This is a genomic window from Corynebacterium belfantii (genome assembly GCF_041898185.1).
GTDB lineage: Bacteria > Actinomycetota > Actinomycetes > Mycobacteriales > Mycobacteriaceae > Corynebacterium > Corynebacterium belfantii.
This window is the reverse complement of record NZ_CP157823.1, coordinates 1,173,413-1,196,744: the sequence shown is the minus strand read 5'-3', so window position 1 is coordinate 1,196,744 and position 23,332 is coordinate 1,173,413. Positions and strand designations below refer to the sequence as shown.

General features: G+C 59.3%; 18 protein-coding genes and 1 riboswitch. Of the genes, 8 read left to right on the top strand and 10 right to left on the bottom strand.

Going from position 1 to position 23,332, the window contains the following annotated elements:
* Positions 1-98 precede the first annotated feature (98 nt).
* The 6 genes from ABMV07_RS06095 to ABMV07_RS06070 form a co-directional block, all read right to left on the bottom strand.
* Positions 99-1,127 (bottom strand): 6-phosphofructokinase, encoded by a 1,029-nt coding sequence (locus ABMV07_RS06095; protein WP_088268197.1) that lies wholly within the window; start codon positions 1,125-1,127, stop codon positions 99-101.
* Positions 1,128-1,298: 171 nt separating this feature from the next.
* On the bottom strand, positions 1,299-2,042 hold the full coding sequence (locus tag ABMV07_RS06090) for a hypothetical protein (protein ID WP_088268199.1): 744 nt from the start codon (positions 2,040-2,042) through the stop codon (positions 1,299-1,301).
* Between the two features lie 107 nt (positions 2,043-2,149).
* Positions 2,150-3,214, bottom strand: coding sequence for an ABC transporter substrate-binding protein (locus tag ABMV07_RS06085; RefSeq protein ID WP_374064971.1), 1,065 nt, complete (start codon positions 3,212-3,214; stop codon positions 2,150-2,152).
* An 11-nt stretch (positions 3,215-3,225) separates the two neighbouring features.
* Positions 3,226-4,023, bottom strand: coding sequence for an ABC transporter ATP-binding protein (locus ABMV07_RS06080; protein WP_088268203.1), 798 nt, complete (start codon positions 4,021-4,023; stop codon positions 3,226-3,228).
* Positions 4,023-5,063 carry a FecCD family ABC transporter permease gene (locus tag ABMV07_RS06075; protein WP_374064970.1) on the bottom strand — a complete coding sequence of 347 codons (1,041 nt, stop codon included), beginning with the start codon at positions 5,061-5,063 and terminating at the stop codon, positions 4,023-4,025. Before ABMV07_RS06075 ends, ABMV07_RS06080 begins: the two co-directional genes overlap by 1 nt.
* 52 nt (positions 5,064-5,115) lie before the next feature.
* A riboswitch (cobalamin riboswitch) is annotated at positions 5,116-5,314 on the bottom strand.
* A 125-nt stretch (positions 5,315-5,439) separates the two neighbouring features.
* Positions 5,440-5,880 (bottom strand): hypothetical protein, encoded by a 441-nt coding sequence (locus ABMV07_RS06070; protein ID WP_088268207.1) that lies wholly within the window; start codon positions 5,878-5,880, stop codon positions 5,440-5,442.
* A 139-nt stretch (positions 5,881-6,019) separates the two neighbouring features.
* On the opposite strand from ABMV07_RS06070, the gene ABMV07_RS06065 reads away from it, so the two are divergent.
* A complete protein-coding gene (locus tag ABMV07_RS06065; protein WP_088268209.1) occupies positions 6,020-6,355 on the top strand; it encodes a hypothetical protein in 336 nt (111 codons plus the stop codon).
* A gap of 85 nt (positions 6,356-6,440) precedes the next feature.
* Here the strand turns inward: ABMV07_RS06065 and ABMV07_RS06060 are convergent, their stop codons facing one another.
* Positions 6,441-7,982, bottom strand: a complete 1,542-nt coding sequence (locus ABMV07_RS06060; protein WP_374064146.1) for an IS1634 family transposase — start codon at positions 7,980-7,982, stop codon at positions 6,441-6,443.
* A 159-nt stretch (positions 7,983-8,141) separates the two neighbouring features.
* Entirely contained in the window at positions 8,142-9,653 is a 1,512-nt protein-coding gene (locus tag ABMV07_RS06055) for a PucR family transcriptional regulator ligand-binding domain-containing protein (RefSeq protein WP_234914526.1), read from the bottom strand.
* A 163-nt stretch (positions 9,654-9,816) separates the two neighbouring features.
* Between ABMV07_RS06055 and gabT the strand changes: the two genes are divergently transcribed.
* The 5 genes from gabT to ABMV07_RS06030 all read left to right on the top strand — a co-directional run bounded on the left by gabT (position 9,817) and on the right by ABMV07_RS06030 (position 15,643).
* Positions 9,817-11,142 (top strand): 4-aminobutyrate--2-oxoglutarate transaminase, encoded by a 1,326-nt coding sequence (gabT, locus tag ABMV07_RS06050; protein ID WP_197688905.1) that lies wholly within the window; start codon positions 9,817-9,819, stop codon positions 11,140-11,142.
* 35 nt (positions 11,143-11,177) lie between these two features.
* Positions 11,178-12,638 carry an NAD(P)/FAD-dependent oxidoreductase gene (locus tag ABMV07_RS06045; protein ID WP_196977879.1) on the top strand — a complete coding sequence of 487 codons (1,461 nt, stop codon included), beginning with the start codon at positions 11,178-11,180 and terminating at the stop codon, positions 12,636-12,638.
* A complete protein-coding gene (locus tag ABMV07_RS06040; protein ID WP_197688293.1) occupies positions 12,638-13,624 on the top strand; it encodes an alpha/beta hydrolase in 987 nt (328 codons plus the stop codon). Before ABMV07_RS06045 ends, ABMV07_RS06040 begins: the two co-directional genes overlap by 1 nt.
* Before the next feature lie 116 nt (positions 13,625-13,740).
* Entirely contained in the window at positions 13,741-15,093 is a 1,353-nt protein-coding gene (locus ABMV07_RS06035) for a hypothetical protein (RefSeq protein ID WP_197689513.1), read from the top strand.
* 238 nt (positions 15,094-15,331) lie between these two features.
* A complete protein-coding gene (locus ABMV07_RS06030; RefSeq protein WP_196978008.1) occupies positions 15,332-15,643 on the top strand; it encodes a hypothetical protein in 312 nt (103 codons plus the stop codon).
* A 118-nt stretch (positions 15,644-15,761) separates the two neighbouring features.
* Here ABMV07_RS06030 and ABMV07_RS06025 read toward each other — a convergent pair whose 3' ends face one another.
* Positions 15,762-17,210, bottom strand: a complete 1,449-nt coding sequence (locus ABMV07_RS06025; RefSeq protein WP_196978007.1) for a helix-turn-helix domain-containing protein — start codon at positions 17,208-17,210, stop codon at positions 15,762-15,764.
* A gap of 176 nt (positions 17,211-17,386) precedes the next feature.
* On the opposite strand from ABMV07_RS06025, the gene ABMV07_RS06020 reads away from it, so the two are divergent.
* The gene (locus ABMV07_RS06020; RefSeq protein ID WP_196978006.1) at positions 17,387-19,465 is read left to right on the top strand and encodes a hydantoinase/oxoprolinase family protein; all 2,079 of its coding nucleotides are present in this window, start codon (positions 17,387-17,389) and stop codon (positions 19,463-19,465) included.
* 35 nt (positions 19,466-19,500) lie between these two features.
* Complete coding sequence (locus ABMV07_RS06015) at positions 19,501-21,492, top strand: hydantoinase B/oxoprolinase family protein (protein ID WP_196978005.1); 1,992 nt, start codon at positions 19,501-19,503, stop codon at positions 21,490-21,492.
* Between the two features lie 213 nt (positions 21,493-21,705).
* Here the strand turns inward: ABMV07_RS06015 and ABMV07_RS06010 are convergent, their stop codons facing one another.
* Positions 21,706-23,274 carry a hypothetical protein gene (locus ABMV07_RS06010; protein ID WP_196978004.1) on the bottom strand — a complete coding sequence of 523 codons (1,569 nt, stop codon included), beginning with the start codon at positions 23,272-23,274 and terminating at the stop codon, positions 21,706-21,708.
* Positions 23,275-23,332: the final 58 nt, after the last annotated feature.

Genomic DNA, 23,332 nt, shown 5'->3' with positions numbered 1-23,332 from the left:
GTCTAATGCCTTCTCTTAAAAATCGTAGATTCGGGGGTCTATAACGAAGAAAGCCACTTCCGAAGAAAGCTCTTCGAAAGTGGATTCTCCCCCAATTTTTAGCCAAACAGGGCGCGTGCTGTGCGGTAACGTCCTTCAGGGACAGTCTTTAGCGTATCTACCGCGTCCTCGAGCGGAATCAGATCGATATGCTCACCGTGCAACGCAACCATCTTGCCGTAATCACCGTTGTGGCAAGCACGTGCGGCATGAACACCGTAACGGGTAGCTAAAACACGGTCATAAGAAGTAGGAGTGCCACCACGCTGGATATGGCCCAACACCGTGGTACGAACGTCATGACCGAGGCGCTTCTTGATTTCCTCACCAATTACTTGACCAATGCCATTAAACGTTTGGTGACCAAATTGGTCGACGCCACCCTCGGCAAAATCCATCGTGCCTTCCTTAGGCAATGCACCTTCCGCCACGACAATAATGCCGTACTTTTCACCCATCTGGAAGCGACGTTCCATTGCCTTGCAGATCTCTGCAATATCAAATGGCTGCTCAGGAATGACTGTGTAATGCGCACCGCCTGCCATGCCGGCGTGCAGCGCAATCCAGCCAACATGACGACCCATAACCTCAACGATCATCACACGGTTGTGAGACTCAGCTGTGGTGTGCAGTCGGTCGATAGCATCGGTAGCTACAGAGACTGCGGTATCAAAGCCAAAAGTGTAGTCAGTACCGTTAACGTCGTTGTCGATCGTCTTAGGCACACCAACTACAGGAATACCATTATCAGATAGCCATTTGGCACCCTTGAGAGTACCTTCGCCACCGATAGGAATCAGTACATCAATACCTGCATCCTCAAGGTTTGCCTTAATCTGGTCAAGACCAGACTTAAACTTGTCAGGGTGAAGGCGGCCGGTACCCAAAATGGTTCCGCCACGCAACAGGATACGATCGATGTTTTCATCGTCATATAGTTGAATGCGCTTGTCTTCCATGAGCCCAACCCAGCCGTCTTGGTATCCAACGACGGTCGAGCCGTACTCAGAACATGTGCGGACAATGCCGCGGATCACAGCGTTGAGGCCGGGGCAATCGCCGCCGGATGTAAGAGTCGCAATTCGCATGATTCTCAGTGTAGCGCTTCTCGAGAATCATTGTTGAAGAATGTGTGGGATTACGCCCGATCGGAATGAATTTTGGCGGGAATCACAGTAAATATCCCACACATGAGGGCATCCACCCACACCACATTCTCATTCACCAAAGGTTTTAGAATTTTCCGTCATCGTAATCTATCACACACCGTCAGATTTAGAGCATGCAATCCTTTTAAGAATTACAGAGCCTGTTTTTTCATAGTTCCTAACAAGAGAACAACCGCGCTCGGTAAGTTGCACCCACGCAACGTCTTTCCGCCCAGAAGACCCATATTCTTCAAAAACGGAAACAATACCATGAGAAATAAAAATCTGAGTGATTTTCTGAACAACTTCATGCGATAGCCGAGTTTCTTTGGCTAAACGTGTCAGTTTCATTTCCTGAAACCCTACCGCGCAGCGAGCAAACCACAACACTGCTAGATAGCTCAGCTGATCATCCGTGAGTTCAATGCAATCATCAGAATCACCACATACCAATTCAGCTGTATCTTTGAAACCTCCGTACCACGACTGTGCCAGAAAATAAAACAGCACCGTCACAATAACAGCTAAAACCACAGCCCCTGCGCGGCTCAGATCGCGAACAATGTTCATTACACTCGGCATTAAAATCGTTATGCCCAAGAAGATTTTGTCGCATTTGCGCCACCTAGCAGGTGCATCATCAACTACTTGCCGCCCAAGGCGTATCCCCCACGATGCTTTAATCAAGAACGGAATAAAAATCGCAATCCACACAAGGAATACTACAAGGGGATATCCTAGCGCTACCGCGATAAGACCGCAGCCATAAAGTAAAGCAAAAAGAAAAGTGCGCCAAGCATAAGCTCGTTTTAGAGCACTTTCATATTCAAGAAACTTATGACTCTGGCTGGTCATCTTGACCTCCCGCTAGGATAATGAAAGTAGTTCGTATTAAACGACTTTCATTATATCTATAGTGAAGGTGTGCCTACGATCCCCCAGCCGTAAGCACACCTTATTGTCTACTTGTAGTAGTTTTGGCCTGGTACAGACGCCGGAAGTTCCAAAGAAGGCTTGATTTCAGAGCTTGGAACGAGGCCAAACTTTTCAAAGCCCTTGCGTATCTGCTCTGCAGCATCAATGTTGAGTGGGCCGGAAGTCCACATGGCATATGGCAAGTTGATAAAGCGGTTTTCGTTGACAGCTGGCAGGTTCTTAGTCGCTGGATTATTGCGCAATGCCGCGATTTTCTCTTCAAACTCTTGGCCTGGGTAATCAACAAAAACAAAGACATCAGGCTTCGATGCAGCAAGGTTTTCCCAGCTCACAGTGGTCCAAGTATCTGCTACGTCTTCAGCACCATTGCGGCCTCCAGCTGCCTCGATAATTGCCTGCGGAGCGCCAAACTTACCCGAGGTAAATACTGTATCGGTACCAGAATCAAACACAAATGCAGTTGGTGCTTTATCGGCTTGTGGAGCCTTCTTCAAGGTTTCTAGACGAGAATCGATATCTTTGACCACTGAGTCTGCGGTATCTGCATGGCTGGTGATCTTGCCGATGTTCGAAATATCCATCTTGACGGCTTCCCAAGGATCGTACAAGCCGCGTTTCTCCGAGCCTTCTTGGCGGCACGATTCACTCAAAATATAGGAATCGATACCTTGGTCTTTCAGCGCATCAGGCGTGAGATTCTTTTCTTCAGAGAAGCCATAGTTCCAACCGGCGACGAAAATATCAGGATGTTTGGCAACGATAGATTCCAATGACGGATACTCTTTAGCAACGTCTTCAGCTTTATCGATGTCTTTGCCATACTTAGCGTGCAATAGCTCCTTATCGCGCTGAATAGAGCTGACATACTTCACGTTACCTGCTGCACCGACAGCAAGAGCAATGGAAATGATGTTGCCATCGTTGACAAACAGGTTGTCTGCCTTGGTGTAGGTAACTTCCTTGCCACAGTTGGTGATGGTCACGCCATCTTTGGACTCAGCCTGCTTAGAGGTATCGGCGTTACTACAACCAGCGAAAACGATGGATGCACCGAGCATAGGGACAAGAAGAGGAAAAAGTTTAGATTTCATGAGAACGAGAACTACTCCTTCGGGGATAGATGAGGTCGATGAGACAGGGCGTCGATAAGCAAATGCACACGACGGGCTTGTTCGAGTTGGACAAGCAGTGATTCCACACCAAATACTTGAGACACAATCTCAGGGGTGAGAACTTCCTGTGGAGTTCCAGCAGCGACCACGCCACCGTTGCCCACCACCACGACCTGATCAAAATGCGACACCGCCAGATCAAGATCATGGATGGTAGCAACGATGGTGCGCCCGGAATCACGAAGCACATGGAGCAAGTGCAATTGGTGCTGAACGTCGAGATGGTTGGTCGGCTCGTCGAGAAAAACGAGATCCGTTTGCTGAGCAAAGCCACGCGCCAACAACACTCGACGCCGCTGTCCGCCAGAAAGCTCAGAGCACAACGCTTTACGACGCCCTGCCAAACCGACCAGTTCGAGAGAATGTTCCACGATGTCGCGTTCGTTCTTAGAACCCAACTGCCATGACTTGATATAGGGCAATCTGCCAAGGGCCACTACTTCTTCCACAGATAAATCCACAGGTGGTTGTTCCTCTTGACCCACGAAGGTCAACATCATGGCACGTTTTTTGGCACGGATTTTGTGAATATCATGGCCATTGACCGTTACAACGCCAGCATGAGGTTGCGTGATACCGGCTAGGGCACGCAACAGCGTAGATTTTCCGACACCATTAACCCCCACGATCGCAGTCATCGTGCCCTGCTCTACAGAAAAGGAAATGTCTTTCAAAATCGTTGTCTTGGTATCAAAACCACAAGCAATACCCTGTGCTTGGCAATGCATCATGACTCCTGTCCCCCAAAGCGGTAGCTCTTGCGTCCCATCAAAATCAGGAATAACGGGGCTCCGATAACACCCGTAACAACACCGAGCGGAATTTCTTGAGGAGGTGCTGCAACCCGAGCCAACACATCGACCCACACCATAAATACAGCGCCAAAAGCAGCAGCGATGGGCAACAACCGACGATGCAGAGAACCCACCATCATGCGCGCCAAGTGAGGGATTACAAGTCCCACGAATCCAATTCCACCAGCTACCGCAACCATGGCGCCAACGAGCATCGCTTGGAGGAAAAATAGCCCCTGACGCAAGACTGGAACATTGACTCCTAAAGCTGCTGCGGTGTCAGGGCCGGCAGCCAGCGCATCCATCTGACGATTAATAAACAGCAAGCCAGCAAAAGCCAGCGCTACTACAACGGCAGGGATGGCAATTTTTCCCCATTGCGCGCCAGCAACCGAACCAAGCATCCAAAACATCACGCCTTGAGCAGCACGGGCATCTGGACCTTTAAAAACCAAAAAGCTAGCAAGTGCAGAAAAAGCTGACGAAAGCACAACGCCTGACAAAATCAATCGCAACGGTGTCAACCCACCTTGAGCAAGGGTAACTGCATACACCGCAAACGTAGCGATAATTGCACCCACTAGAGCTCCAACAGAAAGCGCGTAAAGTCCAAAATTTCCTAGCAAACCGAAAACGAGCACTGCGGTCGCACCCACACTCGCACCAGAGCTAATGCCTAGGAGATAAGGATCTGCCAATGGGTTACGCACCAAGGTCTGCATAGCAACACCGGCGAGCGCCAAACCTGCACCGACAATAAGAGCTAAAACGCCACGAGGTGCTCGCAATTCCCATACCACTGCATCAATCGACTGATCTGGGTAGACGTCTCCGGCAAGATGAGCTTTAACTACCGCCCATACCTGCTCCTGCGGGTAGTCGACAGAACCAAAAGATAAGGAGATGACAAAACTAACGGCCGCCACAATAAGCAGTGCAATAAATAGCACGGGCGTGGTAAGTCGCCTGATCACATGACCAACTTCAACTACATATCGGTCTGCTCACCTAGAACGCGAGGACAGCAGCACATGTTTCTGATTAGGCCGGTCTTCGGACTGTGGTGCTCTACGCGAGAGTAATTGCCTCACCTTCCCAAGAGTTTTTACTCTCAGTGGCTACATTGAAGCACTCACTTGCACCTTCACCGCTGCGCGTCAGCTCTGGATTTGCACCAGATTCCCATGCAGCAGTTCGATGCTGCACCTAATCAATGTTTAATGCACTTAAGTATAGCTAACAGGATAGCTAATTATCGAAACCAAACTTCAAAAACATTCCCCACCCACCATGACATAGCAAAGTCGCCAACACAATACATGTACTGGCGACTTGAATGTAAGCGAAAAGCTAAACTACGAACTTACGACGAGCAACAAATGCTGCCGCGTCGACCACTGCCAAGACCATCAAAGCGAAGACAGTCTTAGCGGTCACATTGGAACCGGTATGCGCGAGCATGCCGCGGCTAGCCTGAGCCTTCTGACCAGCTGCTGGGGCCTGCGCTTCAGGAGTCTTGGATACTGCCGCTGGAGCACCAACAGACGAACCCTGCGACAATGCACCCGCCGCCACAGCGACTGCGGCAGTTCCGGCTACTGCCGGAAGTGCAGAGCTACCTGAAGCATTTTCTTCTGGCTTTGGGCACTGGTTATATACGTCTTCAAATTTCTCGCCCATGTAATGGCGGAAAGTAATATCCTTGCGGATAAGCGCCTCGATCTCTTTAGCCTTTTCCAGCTCCAAGGAATTGAGCTCAGCGCCGGATACTGCACGCTCCTTGTTGGTCATCCACTGTCCGCTTGGATGCTGGTAGAACGTCTCACCACCGTTAGTCGTGTAAGTCTCCTGCGAGGCAATAAGATAAAGTAGTTTTCATGCTAACACTGTCTATAGCGCTGCTGCCGATGGCTCGCTATGCTGTTGCGCTATGACAACTTTTATGGGATTTGAGCTCAAACCAGCAGACAAAGTCAGTACTGCTCCAGTTGTAGCCACGGGCCTAATTGGCGGATGGTTAACTGCCCGCGAAACCGGAATCCGTCCACTAGGAGGTGTCGTACTCGCTGCCGCCGGTATCTGGGCAGGGCGGTCATGGTGGGCACGCGGTGGCGCTGCAAGAACAGCACTCCTAACTACGTCATACCTCGCAGCTTTTGGCGCCTCTCACCCACTGGCGAAAAAGATCGGCGCATGGCCTTCGGTGGTAAGTGTCACCGCGGCTACAGCTGCCGCAGCGTATTTGATCAACGACGCAGCTGAATAGCACAAAGCCTCACTACCAAGCTCTCATTGAGAACGATAGTGAGGCCTTTCTTTTTAAAAACACGACTAACCTGACTTGGCTCAATTTAGTCAGACGGTTGGGGCAGCTTTTCGGTGAGTTCGCGGATGTCAGCGGGCAGGTCGGTTTGTGCATGGAGGGTCTGGCCTGCGATTTCGACGGTAAACGTCCGGTATTTCTTCAGGGTTCGCACTAATCGCTTCAACGACAGGCCCGTGGCTTGTTCCAACACGTGGCCTGTGGCCATCGCGGCCATCACAATGGTTAGGTGTGCGTGGATGGAGTCTTCTTTACGGTGATAAATCGGTCGGGCTTTCAGGTCTGATTTCGCCATTCGGAACGATTTCTCGATCGTGAACAGGCGCCGGTAGGCACCGATGACTTCCTGGGGTTTTAAGTCTGTGCGTGAGGTCTCGTATCCTTTAATCCCGGCCAGGGTTAGGTGCTTGTTGGCTAGGGTGTGGTTGACCTGCTTATTCGGGGCCTTGAGGTTGACGTATCGATTCCGCTTGACGGGTATCTTTCCGTCAACAGCACGCTGGGCTTTATCTAGTTGTTCGCCGATGCCGCGCCTTGTGCGCCGAGCCCTATCGTAGGAATACTGGTAATAGGTCACTGCCTGCGGTTTGCCGCTGGTGCGGCGTTTGTCGCTGTGGTGACGGTGGGTCCAGATGTGTCCGTCGTCGTAGTCGGTGTAGCTGCGCCCTTCCGCTGCATCTAGCCAGGCTTTAATTGGTTCTGGGATTTCGCGTTCTTTCGTGCCCAGAATGTAGTCCAACCCGGCATCGATAATCGCGGTCTTGTTGGCGGCTGAAAACATGCCAGCATCAGCAACAATCGTGATGTCGTCAAGGTGGTAGGCGTCTTTAAGACGCAGGATCATTGGCAACATGGTGTGCGTTTCCGCACGATTGCCTTCAAACGCGCCGATCGCCAAGGGCAAGCCGGTGGAGTCGGTGAGCATCCCGACAGTGATCTGGGGTTCGAGTCGGCGTTCTTTACTAAACCCGGGTTTGCGTAGCTCGTCGGGCACGTCAGTTTCAAAATACAAGGTTGTCACATCGTAGAGAACCATCACACCAGGACCAATGGCCGCGTGTGTGGCTAGCGCGTGGGTTATCTGGTCGCGGAAGTCTTTGTCGGCATACCGCGGAAGGTAGCGCTTTATAGTCGCGTATGAAGCCGAGGCCACGCCGACTTCTGCCAGAGTTTCAATGGAATCAAACTTGGAACCCGGCGAGATAATACGGGCTTGGACCAGGTTGAAAAACACCTCGTCCTTGCCGCTTGCCGTATCCAGGCCAAGGAGTTGGAAGGCCCCGCGAATCGCGTCTAGGAGAAGACCTGCGCGTTCACCGGATACCGTGACGGGATTATCAACCGTGCCTGTTCCAGACACAGCAACCGCAGAAGGCAACACTTTGAGGTCAAGTGAAATTTGCTCGCCATCGACAAGCCGCTGAGCCTTGACCATCAGCGCTGCGAGATCGTGGTCGGTATGGGCGGAGCCGACGTGTTCGATTTCAGGTTTGCGGTTGCGGTACCGCCAGATGATTTGAACAGCGGTCGCACCCGACGCCGTCGGGACCCGGCGGATACTCGGTGACATATTCAACAGCCTACCGGCACCCCCACCGCTACCCGCTTAGTCAGACAAAACCCGCACTCTGATACCCAACCCCACAGGCAGAAACGTCAATATGAAATACAACACACCAAAATGAGCCAAGTCAGGTCTCATCGATGTCGGAGAGACGACAAAGCGCGGCTAGAACGAGGATGCACCGGCGCCGGCGACGCCGAGCACCACGAGCTCCGCGACCGCGATGGGATCGTCGAGGTCAATCTCGAGAATCTCGGCGGCGTCGGCAATACGCTTACGCACGGTGTGTCGGTGGGTATTTAGCGCATCAGCGGTGCGCACATAGTGCCCGCCGTTGCGCAGATAGGCCTGCAGCGTCTGTTCATACTCGCTGCCGTGGGCCGCGTCGTACTCGCGCAACTTACCCCAGGTTTCAGCGAAGCGGTGGGCGACGGCGGCACCAACGCCTTCGTCGCCTAGCCAATTGAGCGTGCGCGACTCGGGGCCCACGAGCGCGCCAGGTTGCAAGCCGAAGGCGACTTTCTCCAAGTCACGGACAGTGGATTCGCGCAGGCGCGACCACTCGAGGGGTGAGCCGACGACAATGCGTTTACCGCCGCGGATGTCGAGGAGAAGTTCCTGAATATTGCGCATGGAACGGTTGCCGCGCAGCAGGAATAACCAGGTGAGGTCATCGACCTCCACGGCGAAGAGCAGGCGGCCTTGTTCCGCGAGATTGCGGTCAAGCGCCTCAATGAAGCGCGCATGCGCTCGTGCCGACTCGGATTTGACGAGGACCGGACGGACTTTGCCTTCCGTATCGCTGGCTTGGCGGAAGATGCGTTGCATCGATTCGTCGCGGCCTGTGAGACCAAGCTGCATAGACACGGCCAGCGTGGTGAGCTCGCGCTGTGCGCGGCGCAGCTCCTGTGGGCGTCGAATGATGAGCTCGGCAAGGCCGGCGGCGTGTTTGAGCAAGGCGCGCTGACTGGCGTCGAAGTAGTGGTCGGCCATGGCCACGAGACCATGCGTTTGATTGCCGCTCGGAGAAAGACGGCGCGCCAGAACATTGACGTCCCCCACCTTGCCGGCGATTCCAAAACCACGATGGCGCGCGTCATCGATGACATGGTTGAGCTCGATGTTTTCAAAGCCGGGCAAGACCGCCGCTGCAGACACACGGCCGTCCAAGTCCACAAGACAAACGCTCGCGTCGAGGGCCTGCGCCGTGCCGGTGACGAGCCCGTTCAGGCCCTGGCCGGCCGCGAGGTTGAGACGGCCTTGGAGCTCAAGAAGAACCTCGAGACGGCGCTCACGGCGTTGCGCGAGCTCGCGGTGCACGGCCGTGGAGACCGAAATAAACGGCACGTCAAGGGGGATGGTGAGAAGGGAGACGTCGTGGGCGAGGGCGGCGTCGGCAAGCTCGTGCGGGACCTCGGGGAAGACGACGCCCACGCCGAAGCCAATGCCGGCGGCCCCGGCGGCAGAAAGGCGGGCGACATAGTCGCTGAAAGCCTCCGAATGATCGCGAAAAGCGATGCCGGTGAGCAAAACGAGGGTGCCCTCACCGACATATTTTTCGGGATTTTCAAGCTCGCACGGGTGCACCATGCCAAAAGAACGGCCCGAATCATGGACCACGCGCAGGCCCAAATTTCGACGGCTTGCAAGCCACGAAATTGAAAGCGTATCGCCCATTTCTGCATCCACGTGCGCTGATGACCGAGTCATCACACCCCACCTTCCTATATACATTGTGTACAAATTAGCGTTTTCATTTCGACACAATGTTTATATGCCACGCTACACTCCGTCGGCACAATGACTTCCATCACATTTCAATTTGACTCGAAGGAGTGACATGCAGGACTTCAACCACCGCGTTCCACAAGAGCGGAAAGTCGTGACCGCCATCCCTGGCCCGCGGAGCCAGGAGCTTGAGGCCGAGCGCGAGCAGGAGCTGGCCCGCGGTCTCGTGCCGGGCTTGCCCGCATACATCGTGGACGGTGACGGCGGCGTGCTCGTCGATGTCGATGGCAACTCCTTCATCGACTTCGCCTCGGGCATCGCGGTGACCACCGTCGGCGCATCCAACCCGCGCGTAACCGCGGCCATCGCTGAGGCGGCGTCGCACCTCACCCACACCTGCTTTCTCAATGCACCCTACGAGGGATTCCTCCAGGTCTCGAAGAAGCTCAACGAGCTGACCCCGGGCGACCATGAGAAGAAGACCGCACTGTTTTCGACCGGCGCGGAGGCCATTGAGAACGCCGTGAAGATTGCACGTAACTACACGGGCAAGAACCGCATTGTCGTCTTCGATGGCGCATTCCACGGCCGCACGAACCTCACCATGACCATGACGGCGAAGAACAAGCCGTACAAGTCCGGCTTCGGCACCCTCGCCTCCGATATCTACCGCGTGCAGGGTTCCTACCCGCTGCGCGACGGCCTGAGCGGCGCAGAGGCTGCGGAGCGCACCATCCGCTCCATCGAGCAGGTCATCGGCGCGGAGGACATCGCAGCGCTCGTCATCGAGCCGCTGCAGGGCGAGGGCGGCTTCATCGAGCCAGCCGAGGGCTTCCTTCCGGCGCTGCTGGAGTGGTGCCGCGCGAACGACGTCGTCTTCGTCGCAGACGAGATTCAAGCCGGCATGTGCCGCACGGGCGACTGGTTCGCGAGCAACCACGAGGGCCTCGTCCCGGACCTCATCACCACGGCAAAGGGCGTGGGCGGCGGCATGCCGCTGTCAGCCGTCACCGGCCGTGCCGAAATCATGGACTCACCGGGACCGGGCTCCCTGGGCGGCACGTACGCCGGCAACCCGGTGGCGTGCGCAGCCTCGCTCGCGGCCATCGCGGAGATGGAGGAGCACGACCTCGCCGGCCGTGCCCGCGAGATCGAGTCCATTATCCGCGAGGTCCTCGAGCCACTCACCGAGCTGCCCACCGTCGCCGAGGTCCGCGGCCGCGGCGCGATGATCGCCCTCGAGTTCGTCGACGAGAACGGTCGCCCGAACCCAACGCTCACCTCCGCCGTCGCGAGCGCCTGCAAGGAGCAGGGCGTCCTCATCCTCACCTGTGGTCTGGACGGCAACGTCATCCGCCTCTTGCCGCCGCTGGTCATCAACGAGTCCACCCTGCGTGACGGCCTCGAGGTCCTCGCCGCAGAAGTCCGTAAGAACTAAAACACGCCCCCACCTACCCTTCAAGGAGAACCAACATGTCTAACAAGCACATCTACGACTGCATCATCCTCGGCACCGGCTACGGCGGACTCGGCATGGGCGCCCAGCTCGCTAAGGACAACATTGAGAACTTCCTCATCCTCGAGGCCGCGGACGAGGTCGGCGGCGTGTGGCGCGACAACACGTACCCGGGTGCAGCCTGCGATACCCAGGCTCTCATCTACTGCTACTCCTACTTCCTCAACCTCGGCGTGTCCCGCATGTTCGCCGGCCAGGACGAGATGCTCGGCTACCTCAAGGCACTCGCCACCGAGTTTGGCCTCTACGAGCACATCAAGTTCAACAACCGCATCGTCCGCTCCGAGTGGAACGAGGAGCTCAAGGCCTGGGAGATCGCCACCTCCACCGGAGACATTTACTACGGCCGCGTCTTTGTGGGCGCCTGGGGCCAGCTCTCCAAGCCGAAGGTTCCAGACTTCGCCGGCCGCGAGACCTTCGAGGGTACGCAGTTCCACTCCGCCGAGTGGGACCACACCGTTGACCTCAAGGGCAAGAATGTCGCCGTGGTGGGCAACGCGGCCTCCGCGGTCCAGCTCGTGCCGGAGGTGGCGAAGGAGGCCGGACACCTCGCCGTCTTCCAGCGCTCCGCGAACTACATCCTGCCGCGCAATCAGGTCATCTTCACCGACGAGGAGCTGCGCGAGTTCCAAGAGAACCCGGAGTCTTACCGCGCCATTCGCCAGGAGATCCACGACACCCGCGAGGACGGCTTCGAGCGCACCCGCAAGGGCACCGATGCCGCACAAGAAGGCGTCGAGCAGGCCATGGAGCACCTCACCTCCCAGGTCAACGACCCGGAGCTGGTAAAGAAGCTCACCCCAACCTTCGCGTTCGGCTGCAAGCGCATCCTGCGCTCCGATGAGTTCTACCCGACCTTCAACCGTGACAACGTCTCGCTGGTCACCGAGGGCATCGAGGAAATCACCCCGAAGGGTATCCGCACCGCGGACGGCGTGGAGCACGAGTTCGACGTCATCATCTACGCCACCGGCTTCCACTCCCAGGAGTTCCAGGGAGACCTACCAGTCATTGGCCGAGGTGGCCTCGACCTGCGCGAGCGCTGGGGCAACGCGCCGGAGGCCTACCTGGGCATGTCCGTAGACGGCTTCCCCAACTTCTTCATGCTCTACGGCCCGAACACGAACCTCAACCACCACTCGGTCGTGGCCATGCTCGAGGAGCAGGACAAGTACATTCGCCAGGCCGTCGAGTACCTCCGCGACAACCCGAACAAGGTCCTGGACGTCGACCCGCAGGTCCTGCGCGAGTTCAACGACCGCATCCAGGCTGAGCTCAACGAGTCCGCCTTCTCCGCCGACTGCTCCTCCTGGTACAAGAATGAGGACGGTAAGGTCATCAACAACTGGTCCGGCAACGTCGCCGAGTACCAGGACCTCACGCGCACCCTCGAGCTGGCTGACTACGGGGTGGCCTAATGCACACGCTCGCTGACGAATTCACTGGCCGCCCCATCACGGAGGACGCGTGGAAGTCCGTGGGTCCCTTCCGTGCCGGTGGCGGGGTGTCCTTCCACCACATCGAGATTCCCACGGTGCGCGAGAACTACGTGACCTCGACCGCCCAAAACGGACTCACGGAAGCCACGGAGCCGTTCACGCAAGACTTCGAGGTAGGCGAGTTCCGGGTCCGCCTCACGGACCCGCGCCCCGCCAGCGAGCGTGACGCCCCCACCCCCGCCATCTTATTCATCCATGGCGGTGGCTGGCTCATGGGCAACCTGGACACGCACCACTCCGCGGTACGCCGCCTCGCGGTCGAGTCCGGGCTGCCGGCGGTGGCGGTCGATTACCGCCTCGCGCCGGAGCACCTCTACCCCGCTGCCATCGATGACTGCCGCGCCGCGTTGCGTTGGCTTTCCGACGCCGCCGCTCCGCACGGTCTGCACGTCACCAACGTCGCCATCGCGGGCGACTCGGCGGGTGGTCAACTCACGGCCATCCTGGCGAACGAGTTCTCCGGGGACGACTCCGTCGCCCCCATCTCCAGCCAGGTGCTCATCTATCCCATCACGGATATCTCGGATCAGCGCACGGAGTCTGGCGCCTCGTACCAACGCGTGACCGAGGGCTTCCCCATGGTGGCGGAGACCATGCGCTGGTTCATCCGGACCTACCTGCCGGAGGGCCAGGACAAGACGGTCGCCGACCTGTCCCCGCTGCTCCACGAGCTGCCGGAGAACCTGCCGCCCGCCTACGTTATTACGGTGGACAACGACCCGCTCGCGGACGAGGGCGGCGAGTACGCCCTCAAGTTGGCCAAGGCCGGCTGTGACGTCCGGTACGAGCACCTGCGCGGGTACCACCACGGCCTGTTCACGTCTGCCGGCGTGATGCAGCGTGGAGAGGAAGGCCTGAGCGACATCGCGAAGTTCATCGCCGTCCACGCTCGCAAGCACGCGTAGCCCCGAAGCCCCAGTGTGAAGTGCTTCTTCGCGCTGGGGCTTTCGTGAACCAAACTCTAGGAATTTCCCTTCACTCATCCCTACAATCAAATATCTATCGACCGAAAGGTAAACCAATGATTCAACGAGCTTTAGGCATCTCCATGGCCTTCATTGGCGTCCTCGTCGGCGCGAGCTTCGCCTCCGGCCGCGAGGCCCTCCAATACTTCGTCGCGTTCGGCAACTGGGGCATTGTTGGCGCTATCGTGACGTCCATCTGCGTCATGATTGCCGGTATCTCCATGCTGCAGCTGGGCAGCTACCACCGCGCGAAGGACCACAACTCGGTGTTCACGGTCATCTCCGGCCCCGTGACCTCCCGCGTCCTCGACATCGCGACGATGACGTGTCTCTTCTGCATCGGCTTCGCCATGTTCGCGGGCGCTGGGTCCAATATGAAGCAGCAGTTCGGTTGGGACATCTGGATCGGCGCGGGCATCATGCTGGCCCTCGTCCTGCTCACCGGCCTCCTCGACGTGGACAAGGTCACCAAGGTCATCGGCGCCGTCACTCCGTTCATCATTGTGCTCATCTCCATCGGCACGATGTACACCATCTTTACCGCGCAGCCCGACTTCACGCACCTCAACGAGCAGGCACAGGAGATTCCCACGACGCTGCCCAACTGGTGGGTCTCGGCCATCAACTCGGTTGGCCTCCAGGTCATCGTCGTCGTGTCCATGGCCATCGTCATCGGCGGCAACTTCCTCGACTCCCGCGAGGTCGGCCTCGGCGGCGTCATCGGCGGCTTCATCTTCCTCTTCCTCCTCGCCGTGCTCGTCGGCTCCATGTACATCTCCGTCGAAACCGTCCTGGAGACGGACATGCCCACCCTCGCTATGGTCACCAAAATTCACCCGGCCCTCGGTACGCTCATGGCATTTGCCATCTACGGCATGATCTACAACACGGCCATCGGCATGTTCTATGCCTTGGCCAAACGCCTCACCCGCGGCCACCGTCAGCACTTCTACAAGGTCTACGTGGCCATCGTCCTCGTCGGGTTCGTCCTGTCCTTCATCGGCTTCTCGGAGCTCATCGGCTGGGTCTACCCCATCCTGGGCTACATGGGCATCCTCTGCATGTTCGTCATCGGTTGGTCTTGGTGGAAGCACCGCCGCGAGCTCGAGAGCGAGACCCAGCTGCGCCGCCGCGCCCGCGAGCTCATGGCCAAGCGCTTCGAAGGCGAAGAGGCGCTCACCCAGGACGAGGAGCAGGAAATCATCGCCATCGCCCGCATCTCCAACATCCCGGAGCACACCTTCATCGAAGAAATCGCAACGGAGATCAACGCCCGCGAGGACATCACCGTCGCCTCGACGCTACCACTGTCCACTGCGGATAACAGCGTCGACATCGCCGACCTCGAGTCCGCGGCCTCCGTCAACGACATGAATGCCGCCGAGAAGAAGGCGCGCACCCGCTCGTAGGCACGCCGAGTTGCCCGCTTCCCCTCGTGGGGAGCGGGTCTTTCGCGTTGTAGTGGCGGTTGCTGGCGCTAGTTACACGGCACGGCGGGGCCGAATTCCCGCCGCTTGTAAATCCGCCCGTTCTCGCCCTTGCAGTAGACGTCGCCGTCTCTCTTTTTCATGTTGTGGTATTCGCACAGCATGAGGATGTTGTCCGGGTTGGTCTCCCCGCTTTCGCCCAGGCTTTGAGGTGGTCGGCATGGCACAGGGAAAACGGAATCTTACAGTCCGGATCCATACAGATGTGTTGGACCGCGGCCGCTATGTCGCGTTGGGCTTGGGTGAAGTAGCGTTTGAGCCGGTATTGCTTCATCGGTTCGTTGCGTGCGTTGACAATCGTCGCCAGTCCCACGCCCGCGAGGAGTTCTTCCATGAGTTCCGCGCCGGTGCGCCACGTCCCATCCGTGGCGCGCACGATGATGTCGTCGCCGTCGCCGCGCAGAATCATCTCGATGTTGTGGAGGTTGACGAGGATGTGGATCCTGCGCCGCGGTGCGGCGCCAGCCTTTGAGTTCACGCAAGGAGTCGACGTTTTCTTCCTTGAGCCGAGAGACGAAAGATTTCATGGCTTAAGAAGCTATAAAACCTGCCAAGGCCTGCAACGATGGTCGTGTAAATCTGTGGAGAACTTAGCACAGGCGCGGGGCGAGGCGCTCGGACAGGGCCCACAGACTCAGGTCTGCCTCGCTGAAGCGGACGACCGTGCCGAGTTCCTCCAGTCGGTTGCGCACTGTGTTGGGATGGACGCCCAGCGCCTTGGTCGCACGTGGAACGGAGAAGCCCTCAGCCTCGTAGGCTGCAAAGACGGCAGGCCCCTCCTTGAGCCCTGCAATCGCCGCGTCCAGCGCGCTCACGGCCTGCGCCAAGCGCTCGAAGCCCGCCGTCGCGGCAAGCGTTTCCGTCGCCGTGCACTGCGCAAAGAAGAGGTGGTGCGCATCCACCACGCGACGCCGCTGCGTCGCCACCGCCGCCACGACCGCCTGCCGCCACGCCAGGGCCCCGCCTTGGACATCCTTAAACGCATTGGAAATGCCCACCGGTCCTGGCAGCACGCGCGCGATATCGGACAGCGCGCTGGATTCCGTGCTTACCACCGTCGTGCGCCCGCGCACGTGGCCGATGAGCAGCGGCACGCCCGCCCGCGCCGCCACCGCGGTGGCCTCCTGTGCTATCTGCGGACGGTACGCGTCATTCGCCGTGCCCGCGACGAAGATGTGGAGGCCCGCCTCGGCGGAGAAGCCACGCCGCACGAGCGCCTGCTCAAGCTCCTCCTTATTCGCGTTGGCGTCGCACAGTCCGGTGAGCAACACCGTGGAATCAGTGAGCCGTGCACGCTCCAGGTTGCGCTTACTCACCGCAACAACCACGAGCAGCTCGCACAACGCGATGCAGGCGGACTCGTCCAAGTCGGGTTCCCGGCCGCTCCGGTTGCCGCGCACCAGCCACACGCCGCCGCCCGAGGCGCGGTCCGTCTCATCCGAGACGAGCAGCCGCGCCGCCATCGTCCAGCGTCCCGCATGCAGGCGGCCCTCGCCCTCCGGCCAGCGCACCAATTGACGTCCCACCGTGCGCGAGGGCAGTTCGCCGGCACTGGCCACCACCTCGCCGTCGCGCGTGAGCAACAGGTAGACATCTCCGGTGAGTTCCACCGCTCGCGCCAAGAGCTCGGATTCCGGCCGTTGCGCCATGAGCGCGGGGCTCAGCTGCTCGTTGGCGCGCATGCGTTGCCATGCCCGATGGTTGGGCATGCGCCGCCACAGTTTATCCACGGCCCGGCGCACGTCCACACGCGTGAGCCCCGGCGCGCCGAGCACTACAGGCACGCCGCCAAAGTCTTCCTGCGCCCTGCCGACCGTTTCATCGGCAAGGACGATGACGGCGGCGGCGTCGGCAAGCTCATGCGCCGTATGGCGGGCCGAGGCCGCAGGCTCGGCGAATACGAGCCAGCCGGAGCCCACGCCTTCGTGGGCGGAGCCGAGGCCGGCGAAACGCACCTCGGCGGTACCTGCGCACGGCTGCAACCGGGGTTCCTCCAGCACGAGGTCGGACAAGAACAGCCAATCTTCTTTTTGTGACACCGCACAACCTCCCGAGAAAAAGTGTTTCGGGCAACATTTTATTGGTTGGTTTATTGGTGCAACAACCTCCATCTTTGTAGGAAAAGATATTTTCTCCGACGCGCATTGAACAATTCTCCATTGTTGTTTGTAAGCCAGCTCACGATACTAAGTCGCAATCAACGCCCTTTCGATTAATGGAAAGCGAGGACTTTCTCTTGTCTCCGAATCCCAAGCCCTTCCGCGTAGCCGTCGACGTCGGCGGTACGTTCACCGACGTCGCCATCGTCAACACACAGACCCACGAGCTCAGCGTCGCCAAGGTTCCCTCCACACCGGATGACCCGATGCGCGCCGTCATGAACGGTCTGGAGCAAGGCAACGTTCAGCTCAGCGAGGTTGAGGTCTTCAGCCACGGCACGACGGTGGCCACGAACGCGCTCATCCAGCGTCGCTTCCCCAAGTCAGCGCTCATCACGACGAAGGGCTTCCGCGACGTCATCGAGATTCGTGACGGCACAAAGGACGAGCTGTGGGATGCCTACCACGACGTGGCGGACCCGTACATCCGTCGCCGCGACCGCTACGAGGTCCCGGAGCGCGTGGACTACGACGGCGTCGAAGTCGAGCCGCTTGACGAGCAGGAGGCGCGCCGCGTCGCGAAGATTCTGGGCCGCAAGGGCGTCGAGACCGTCGCCATCTGCTTCATCAACTCCCACTCCAACTCCGCGCACGAGGAGCGCATGAAGGAGATTCTGCACGAAGAGCTTCCCGATGCCGCCATCTCCACGTCTTCAGACATCCTCCCGGAGATCTTCGAACACGAGCGCTTCTCCACGACGGTCTCCAACGCCGTGCTGGCCCCGCTCGTTTCGGGCTACGTCAACCGCCTCTCCCGCCAGCTCGCCGAGGGTGGCTACGAGGGCGACCTCCTCCTGCTCCACTCCGGCGGCGGTTCCATGACCCCACAGATGGTGAGCCGCTACCCGGTGCGCCTGGCGGCGTCCGGTATTGCGGCTGGCGCCATCGCCGTCCAGGACATCGCGACGCGCTGCGGCTACGCCAACGCCATCGGCCTGGAAATGGGCGGTACCTCAACGGATATCTCGCTCGTCTACAACGGCGATATTCGCATTACCAAGCAGTGGCAGGTCGAATACGGCTTCCCCATCAACTTCCCATCCATCGAAGTGGGCACCATCGGCGCGGGCGGCGGCTCGCTCGCATGGATCGACGAGGCTGGCTCCCTGCGCAATGGCCCGCAGTCCGCGGGCGCTGACCCGGGTCCGGTCTGCTACGAGCGCGGTGGCACCGAGGCGACGAACACGGACGCCAACGTTACGCTCGGCCGCCTGGGCACCTCGCTTATCGGCGGCGAGCTCAAGCTCAACGCCGATGCCGCCCGCGGCGCTGTGAAGAAGACCGTCGCCGACCCGCTGGGCCTCGATCTAGAGACTGCGGCAGAGAACATCGTGCAGGTCGCCAACGCGAACATGGCCGACGCGGTGCGTCTGCTGTCCATTCGCCGTGGTTACGACCCGCGTGACTTCGTCCTCGTCGTCGGCGGCGGTGCCGGCGCCCTCCACGGCGCCGAGGTCGCCCGTGACCTGTCCATCCCCACCGTCGTCGTCCCGCCGCACCCGGGTGTCACCTCGGCGCAGGGTTGCCTCCTCGTAGACATCCGTCACGACCTCACGCAGATGTACCAGGCGCCGGTAGCCACTGTGGACACCGCGGCCCTGCGCAAGGCCTACCAAGGACTCGTCTCCGAGGCCCGCGAACGCCTCGCCCACGAGGGTGTTCCTGAGGAACGCATGAAGTTCAAGCGCACCGCGTCCATGCGCTACCGCGGCCAGTGGCGCTCGCTCACCGTCGAGATTCCGGATTCGGACAACCCTCTCGATGACGCCGTCGTGACCTTCCACGAGGAGCACGAGCGCGAGTACTCCTTCGCGGACCGCGAGGGCCACGTGGAGTTCTACCAGATCGGTGTCGTCGCCATCGGCGAGCTCGAGAGCCCACCGTTCGCGCACTACGACGTCGAGGAGCACGACGCGGAGACTCCGTCCGAGTCCCGCCAGGTCTACTTCTCCTCCAATGGCGGCTGGGCCGAGGTTCCGGTCTACCAACGCTCGGAGCTCAAGGCTGGCGCCAAGCTGTCGGGCCCCGCCATCATCGACCAGCTCGATGCCACGACGGTCATCCCGCCAGGAGACCTCGCAGAGATCGACGAATGGTTGAATATCCGCATCCACATTCTCAAGGGCACCAAGTAGCCTGCCGCCCCACCGACTTTTAAGGAGCAATCATTATGTCTGCCCCCACCACCGGAGCGTCACGCCGCACGCTCGACCCAGTGACCTTTGAGGTCCTCAAGAACGCCTTCGCTACCTCGGTCAACCTCATGTCCGAGCAGATTCTTCGTACCTGCTACTCCTTCGTCATCTACTCGCGTGACTTCTCCTCCGCGCTCTGCGACGCCGAGGGCAACACCGTCATGCAGGGTGACCAAGATATCGCCGTGCACGTGGGTACCCTCCACTTCCAGTGCCAGGCCGTGCTCAAGCAGTTCGGCGACGACATCCATGAGGGCGACGTCTTCGCCATCAACGACCCGTACCAGGGCGGCACGCACATGAACGACGTGTCCTTCCTGCGCCCCATCTTCCACGAGGGCAAGATTCTCGCCTTTGCCCAGAACAAGGGTCACTGGGCTGACGCGGGCGGATCGGTCCCCGGCTCCTTCGACGTCTCCGCGACGAACTACTTCACGGAAGGCCTGCGCATTACCCCGGTCCGTGTGTGGAGCAAGGGGATCTTCCTCGAGGACGTGGCCAAGCTGCTCGCCCACAACACCCGCAGCCCTGAAATCGTCCTCGGCGACCTGAAGGCCCAGGCCGAGGCCACCGCCGTGTGTGAGCGCGAAATCCACCGTCTCGTGGACAAGTACAGCGGCGACACCATCCGCAAAGCACTGCGTGAGGTCCAAGACTACGTCGAGGATATCGTCACCGCCCGCGTCAAGGAACTGCCGGACGGCGAGTGGTCCACCGTGGACTACATCGACCTGGACCCGGCACGCGAGGAAGGCCTCGTGCCCGTCAAGGTCACGATGACGATCAAGGACGGCCGCCTGTCCTACTCGCTCAAAGATTCCGCACCGGCCGTCGCGAGCTTCCTCAATGCCGGCTACGGCTCCGCGTTCTCCGGCATCGTCGCTGGCACGAAGACCTTTTTCCCCGACGTGCCGCTCAACTCCGGACTTTACCGCGCCATGGACGTCGACTTGGGCCCCGAAGGCACCGTTGTCAACGCCGGCATCCCCCACGCCGTGACCGGCTTCTGTTCCGGCCCGTTCGAAAAAATCATGAATGCCGTCTTCGAGTTGTGGTCCCAGCTCATGCAGGAACGTGCGATGGCTTGTGCGTTCAACCTCGAGTACCTGCTCATCGGCGGCTGGGATACCCGTGAGGCACAGACTCCGCAGGACCGTGGCAACTTCTTCATGTGGTACGACTGGATGGCTGGCGGCTGGGGTGGCCGCGTCGACCGCGACGGCTCCTCCGCTACCGCGCCGGTATTCGGTCCAGGCCTCGCCGTCCAGCCCGTCGAGGGCCAGGAGCGCCTCTCCCCTGTGCTCACCAGCCACCACGCGCTCGTCACCGACTCCGGCGGACCGGGCAAGTACCGCGGCGGCATCGGCGTGACCAAGGGCGGCGTGCTCACCGACTGCAATGACACCATCATGAGCTACTGCTGCGACCGCGCCCGCTCCATCACCTGGGGCATCGAGGGTGGTTTGCCCTCTATCCCGCAGGGCGTGTGGCTCAACCGCGGCACCGAGGACGAGAAGTTCCTGGGCGCCCTCTTCTCCAACGTCAAGGTCGGCCCCGGCGACACCTTCGAGCGTCCCTCCTCCGGTGGCGGCGGCTTCGGCGACGCCCTCGAGCGCGACCCCGAGGCAGTCCTCGAAGACGTCATCGACGGCTACGTCTCCATCGAGCGCGCCGCCAAGGACTACGGCGTCGTCATCGAGGCCGTCGACCCGGAAATCGACGAGTACCGTCTCGACGAGGCCGCGACCACTTCCCTGCGCGAGGAGCAGCGCTCGACCCGTCAGTCCAAGCTGGACGAGGATCCGCAGTCAGTCGCCGACCGATACCATGCCGGCGAACTCGATCAGCTCGACCTTGTGCGCCACTACGGCGTCATCCTCGACTGGACCACCGGCCAACTCCTGCCCAATACCACCGCGCAGTACCGCGCGCAGCTGGCTAAGCGCTCCTCCTCCCACTGGGGCTAAGCTAACATAAACCAGCAAAACTCAAGGCCCGTGTGCTGCTGCACACGGGCCTTTTCATGCACTTTTAGGGATAACTACCAATAAAGACTTTCGCTTGACACGTCACGGTCTTTCTATGGACCGCCAAAAAGCAACGTAACTCTTCACGCCAATCCACAAGCGCTCAGTTCTAGTAGCTGGGCGCCTGTGGCGGTAAGCGTGAGGCGATGCGGACTAGGAACGGTCCTCGCGTGATGCAGAGGTGTCGTGCTTTACATCCTGAGTGCGGTGGAAGTGCGGGGTCGGGCGGCCTTGCTCGTCCACGTCATTGAGTTCGGCGAGCTCAGTGAAGTCCGCCTGGGCATCCGCGAAGCCCTCGTTGGGGTCAATCTCGTCGAAATTACGGATCGTGCCGTCGCGCTCATCCTTGAACATGTCCTTGCCGTAAATGACAAGCACCATGATGATGCCTGCGGCGAAGCCCCAGGCCGCGCCCTGCGTGGCGAGGACGCCAGCAGTAATGCCTGCGATGCCGAGGTCCTTCTGATTCTTTGCCTCCATGATGCCCACACGGACGGAGACGAAGCCCTGAATGATGAGAGTGAGCGCCAAGCCGATGGGCAGGATGGGCTCAACGAAGGAAATAATGGGCAGAAGCAACAAGCCGGTGTTTGTTCCCCAGCGGAAAGAGCCAGCACCGCCGAAGACGGAGCGCATGGCGCGCTTACCCTGCTTGTAGCGCTCAACAATGACGACGTGCATCGCCGCCCAGAGCGGACCACACATAGCGACGTCAGGGCCGATGATCGACATGATGATATTGCGTCCGCCGAAGAGGAGGTGGGCACGCGACGGGCTGTAGACCACGGCTTCATCGGTACGAACGTGGTCCGCTTCCTTAAGCACCGCGTTGGCTTGGAGGACGTCACCGAACACCACGATGTAGGCGGCAAGCACGGTCGGAATAGCTGTGAGGAACATGTGCGCAGGCGGTAAGCCAAGACCGAAGATGGTGTACTCGCTCCACAAGGTAGCGAAGTCAGGGCTGGAGAAGCCCCACTCGATGTCCGGCCACGGTGCCTCGCCGACCAGTGGTGCAACGAAGATGGCTACGAAGATAGCTGGCAGGATGCCCAACGAAGCGATGAAGCGCCAACCGGCCGCTTTCTGACGCAGACCAGCGAAGGACCGCGAGTACATCAGGTAGAACGCGATGGCCACCGCGATGGTGATGGTCACGGGGTACGAGTGGAAGCGACCATCTTCCTTGAATACGGAGAAGATAGCGGCGATACCTGCGCCGAGGACGATGCCCGCGCGCAGTCCGGAAGGAATGACGCGCACAACCTTCGACGCCAATCCTGTGACGCCGAGAGTGATCGAAAATATGCCAAGCAAGAGCTGGAAACTGATGAGCGCCCAGACGCGTTGTTCGCCTTCGGGGAAGGTCTGCACGTACACGGTAAGCAGCGGGATAGCCGGGGTGATCCAGCCCGGGACGACGGGGTCGCCAAGCAAGTGGTGCGTGAGGTAGAGCAGACCGTTGAGCATGACCACGGCGAGGGCAACCTCGAAGGGCATGCCGAGTGCCTCGGTCATGAGCGGAATGGCGCCGAGGTCGACGACGCACATGAACAAACCTTGGGCGTAGTCCGGCCACTCAATGCGGTAGTGGACAAACGGCAGGCGAATGTCGAAAGGACCGGCCTTCCAGTGCGGAGATTCTTGGCCGATACCCTGTTCAGGCTCAGCCAGTGCCTTCGATGCCTGATGATCTTCAGGCTGGGATGCGGAACGAGACATGAGATACCAATCTGATGAAAAATATGAAGCCCGGCCACCGCGCTCGAGGCGCGGTTCC

Coding starts and splice junctions, on each gene's coding strand:
- ABMV07_RS06095 (WP_088268197.1), bottom strand. CDS start 1,127: ATGCGAATTGCGACTCTTACATCCGGCGGCGATTGCCCCGGCCTCAAC.
- ABMV07_RS06090 (WP_088268199.1), bottom strand. CDS start 2,042: ATGACCAGCCAGAGTCATAAGTTTCTTGAATATGAAAGTGCTCTAAAA.
- ABMV07_RS06085 (WP_374064971.1), bottom strand. CDS start 3,214: ATGAAATCTAAACTTTTTCCTCTTCTTGTCCCTATGCTCGGTGCATCC.
- ABMV07_RS06080 (WP_088268203.1), bottom strand. CDS start 4,023: ATGCATTGCCAAGCACAGGGTATTGCTTGTGGTTTTGATACCAAGACA.
- ABMV07_RS06070 (WP_088268207.1), bottom strand. CDS start 5,880: ATGACCAACAAGGAGCGTGCAGTATCCGGCGCTGAGCTCAATTCCTTG.
- ABMV07_RS06065 (WP_088268209.1), top strand. CDS start 6,020: ATGACAACTTTTATGGGATTTGAGCTCAAACCAGCAGACAAAGTCAGT.
- ABMV07_RS06060 (WP_374064146.1), bottom strand. CDS start 7,982: ATGTCACCGAGTATCCGCCGGGTCCCGACGGCGTCGGGTGCGACCGCT.
- ABMV07_RS06055 (WP_234914526.1), bottom strand. CDS start 9,653: ATGGGCGATACGCTTTCAATTTCGTGGCTTGCAAGCCGTCGAAATTTG.
- gabT (WP_197688905.1), top strand. CDS start 9,817: ATGCAGGACTTCAACCACCGCGTTCCACAAGAGCGGAAAGTCGTGACC.
- ABMV07_RS06045 (WP_196977879.1), top strand. CDS start 11,178: ATGTCTAACAAGCACATCTACGACTGCATCATCCTCGGCACCGGCTAC.
- ABMV07_RS06040 (WP_197688293.1), top strand. CDS start 12,638: ATGCACACGCTCGCTGACGAATTCACTGGCCGCCCCATCACGGAGGAC.
- ABMV07_RS06035 (WP_197689513.1), top strand. CDS start 13,741: ATGATTCAACGAGCTTTAGGCATCTCCATGGCCTTCATTGGCGTCCTC.
- ABMV07_RS06030 (WP_196978008.1), top strand. CDS start 15,332: ATGGCACAGGGAAAACGGAATCTTACAGTCCGGATCCATACAGATGTG.
- ABMV07_RS06020 (WP_196978006.1), top strand. CDS start 17,387: ATGGAAAGCGAGGACTTTCTCTTGTCTCCGAATCCCAAGCCCTTCCGC.
- ABMV07_RS06015 (WP_196978005.1), top strand. CDS start 19,501: ATGTCTGCCCCCACCACCGGAGCGTCACGCCGCACGCTCGACCCAGTG.
- ABMV07_RS06010 (WP_196978004.1), bottom strand. CDS start 23,274: ATGTCTCGTTCCGCATCCCAGCCTGAAGATCATCAGGCATCGAAGGCA.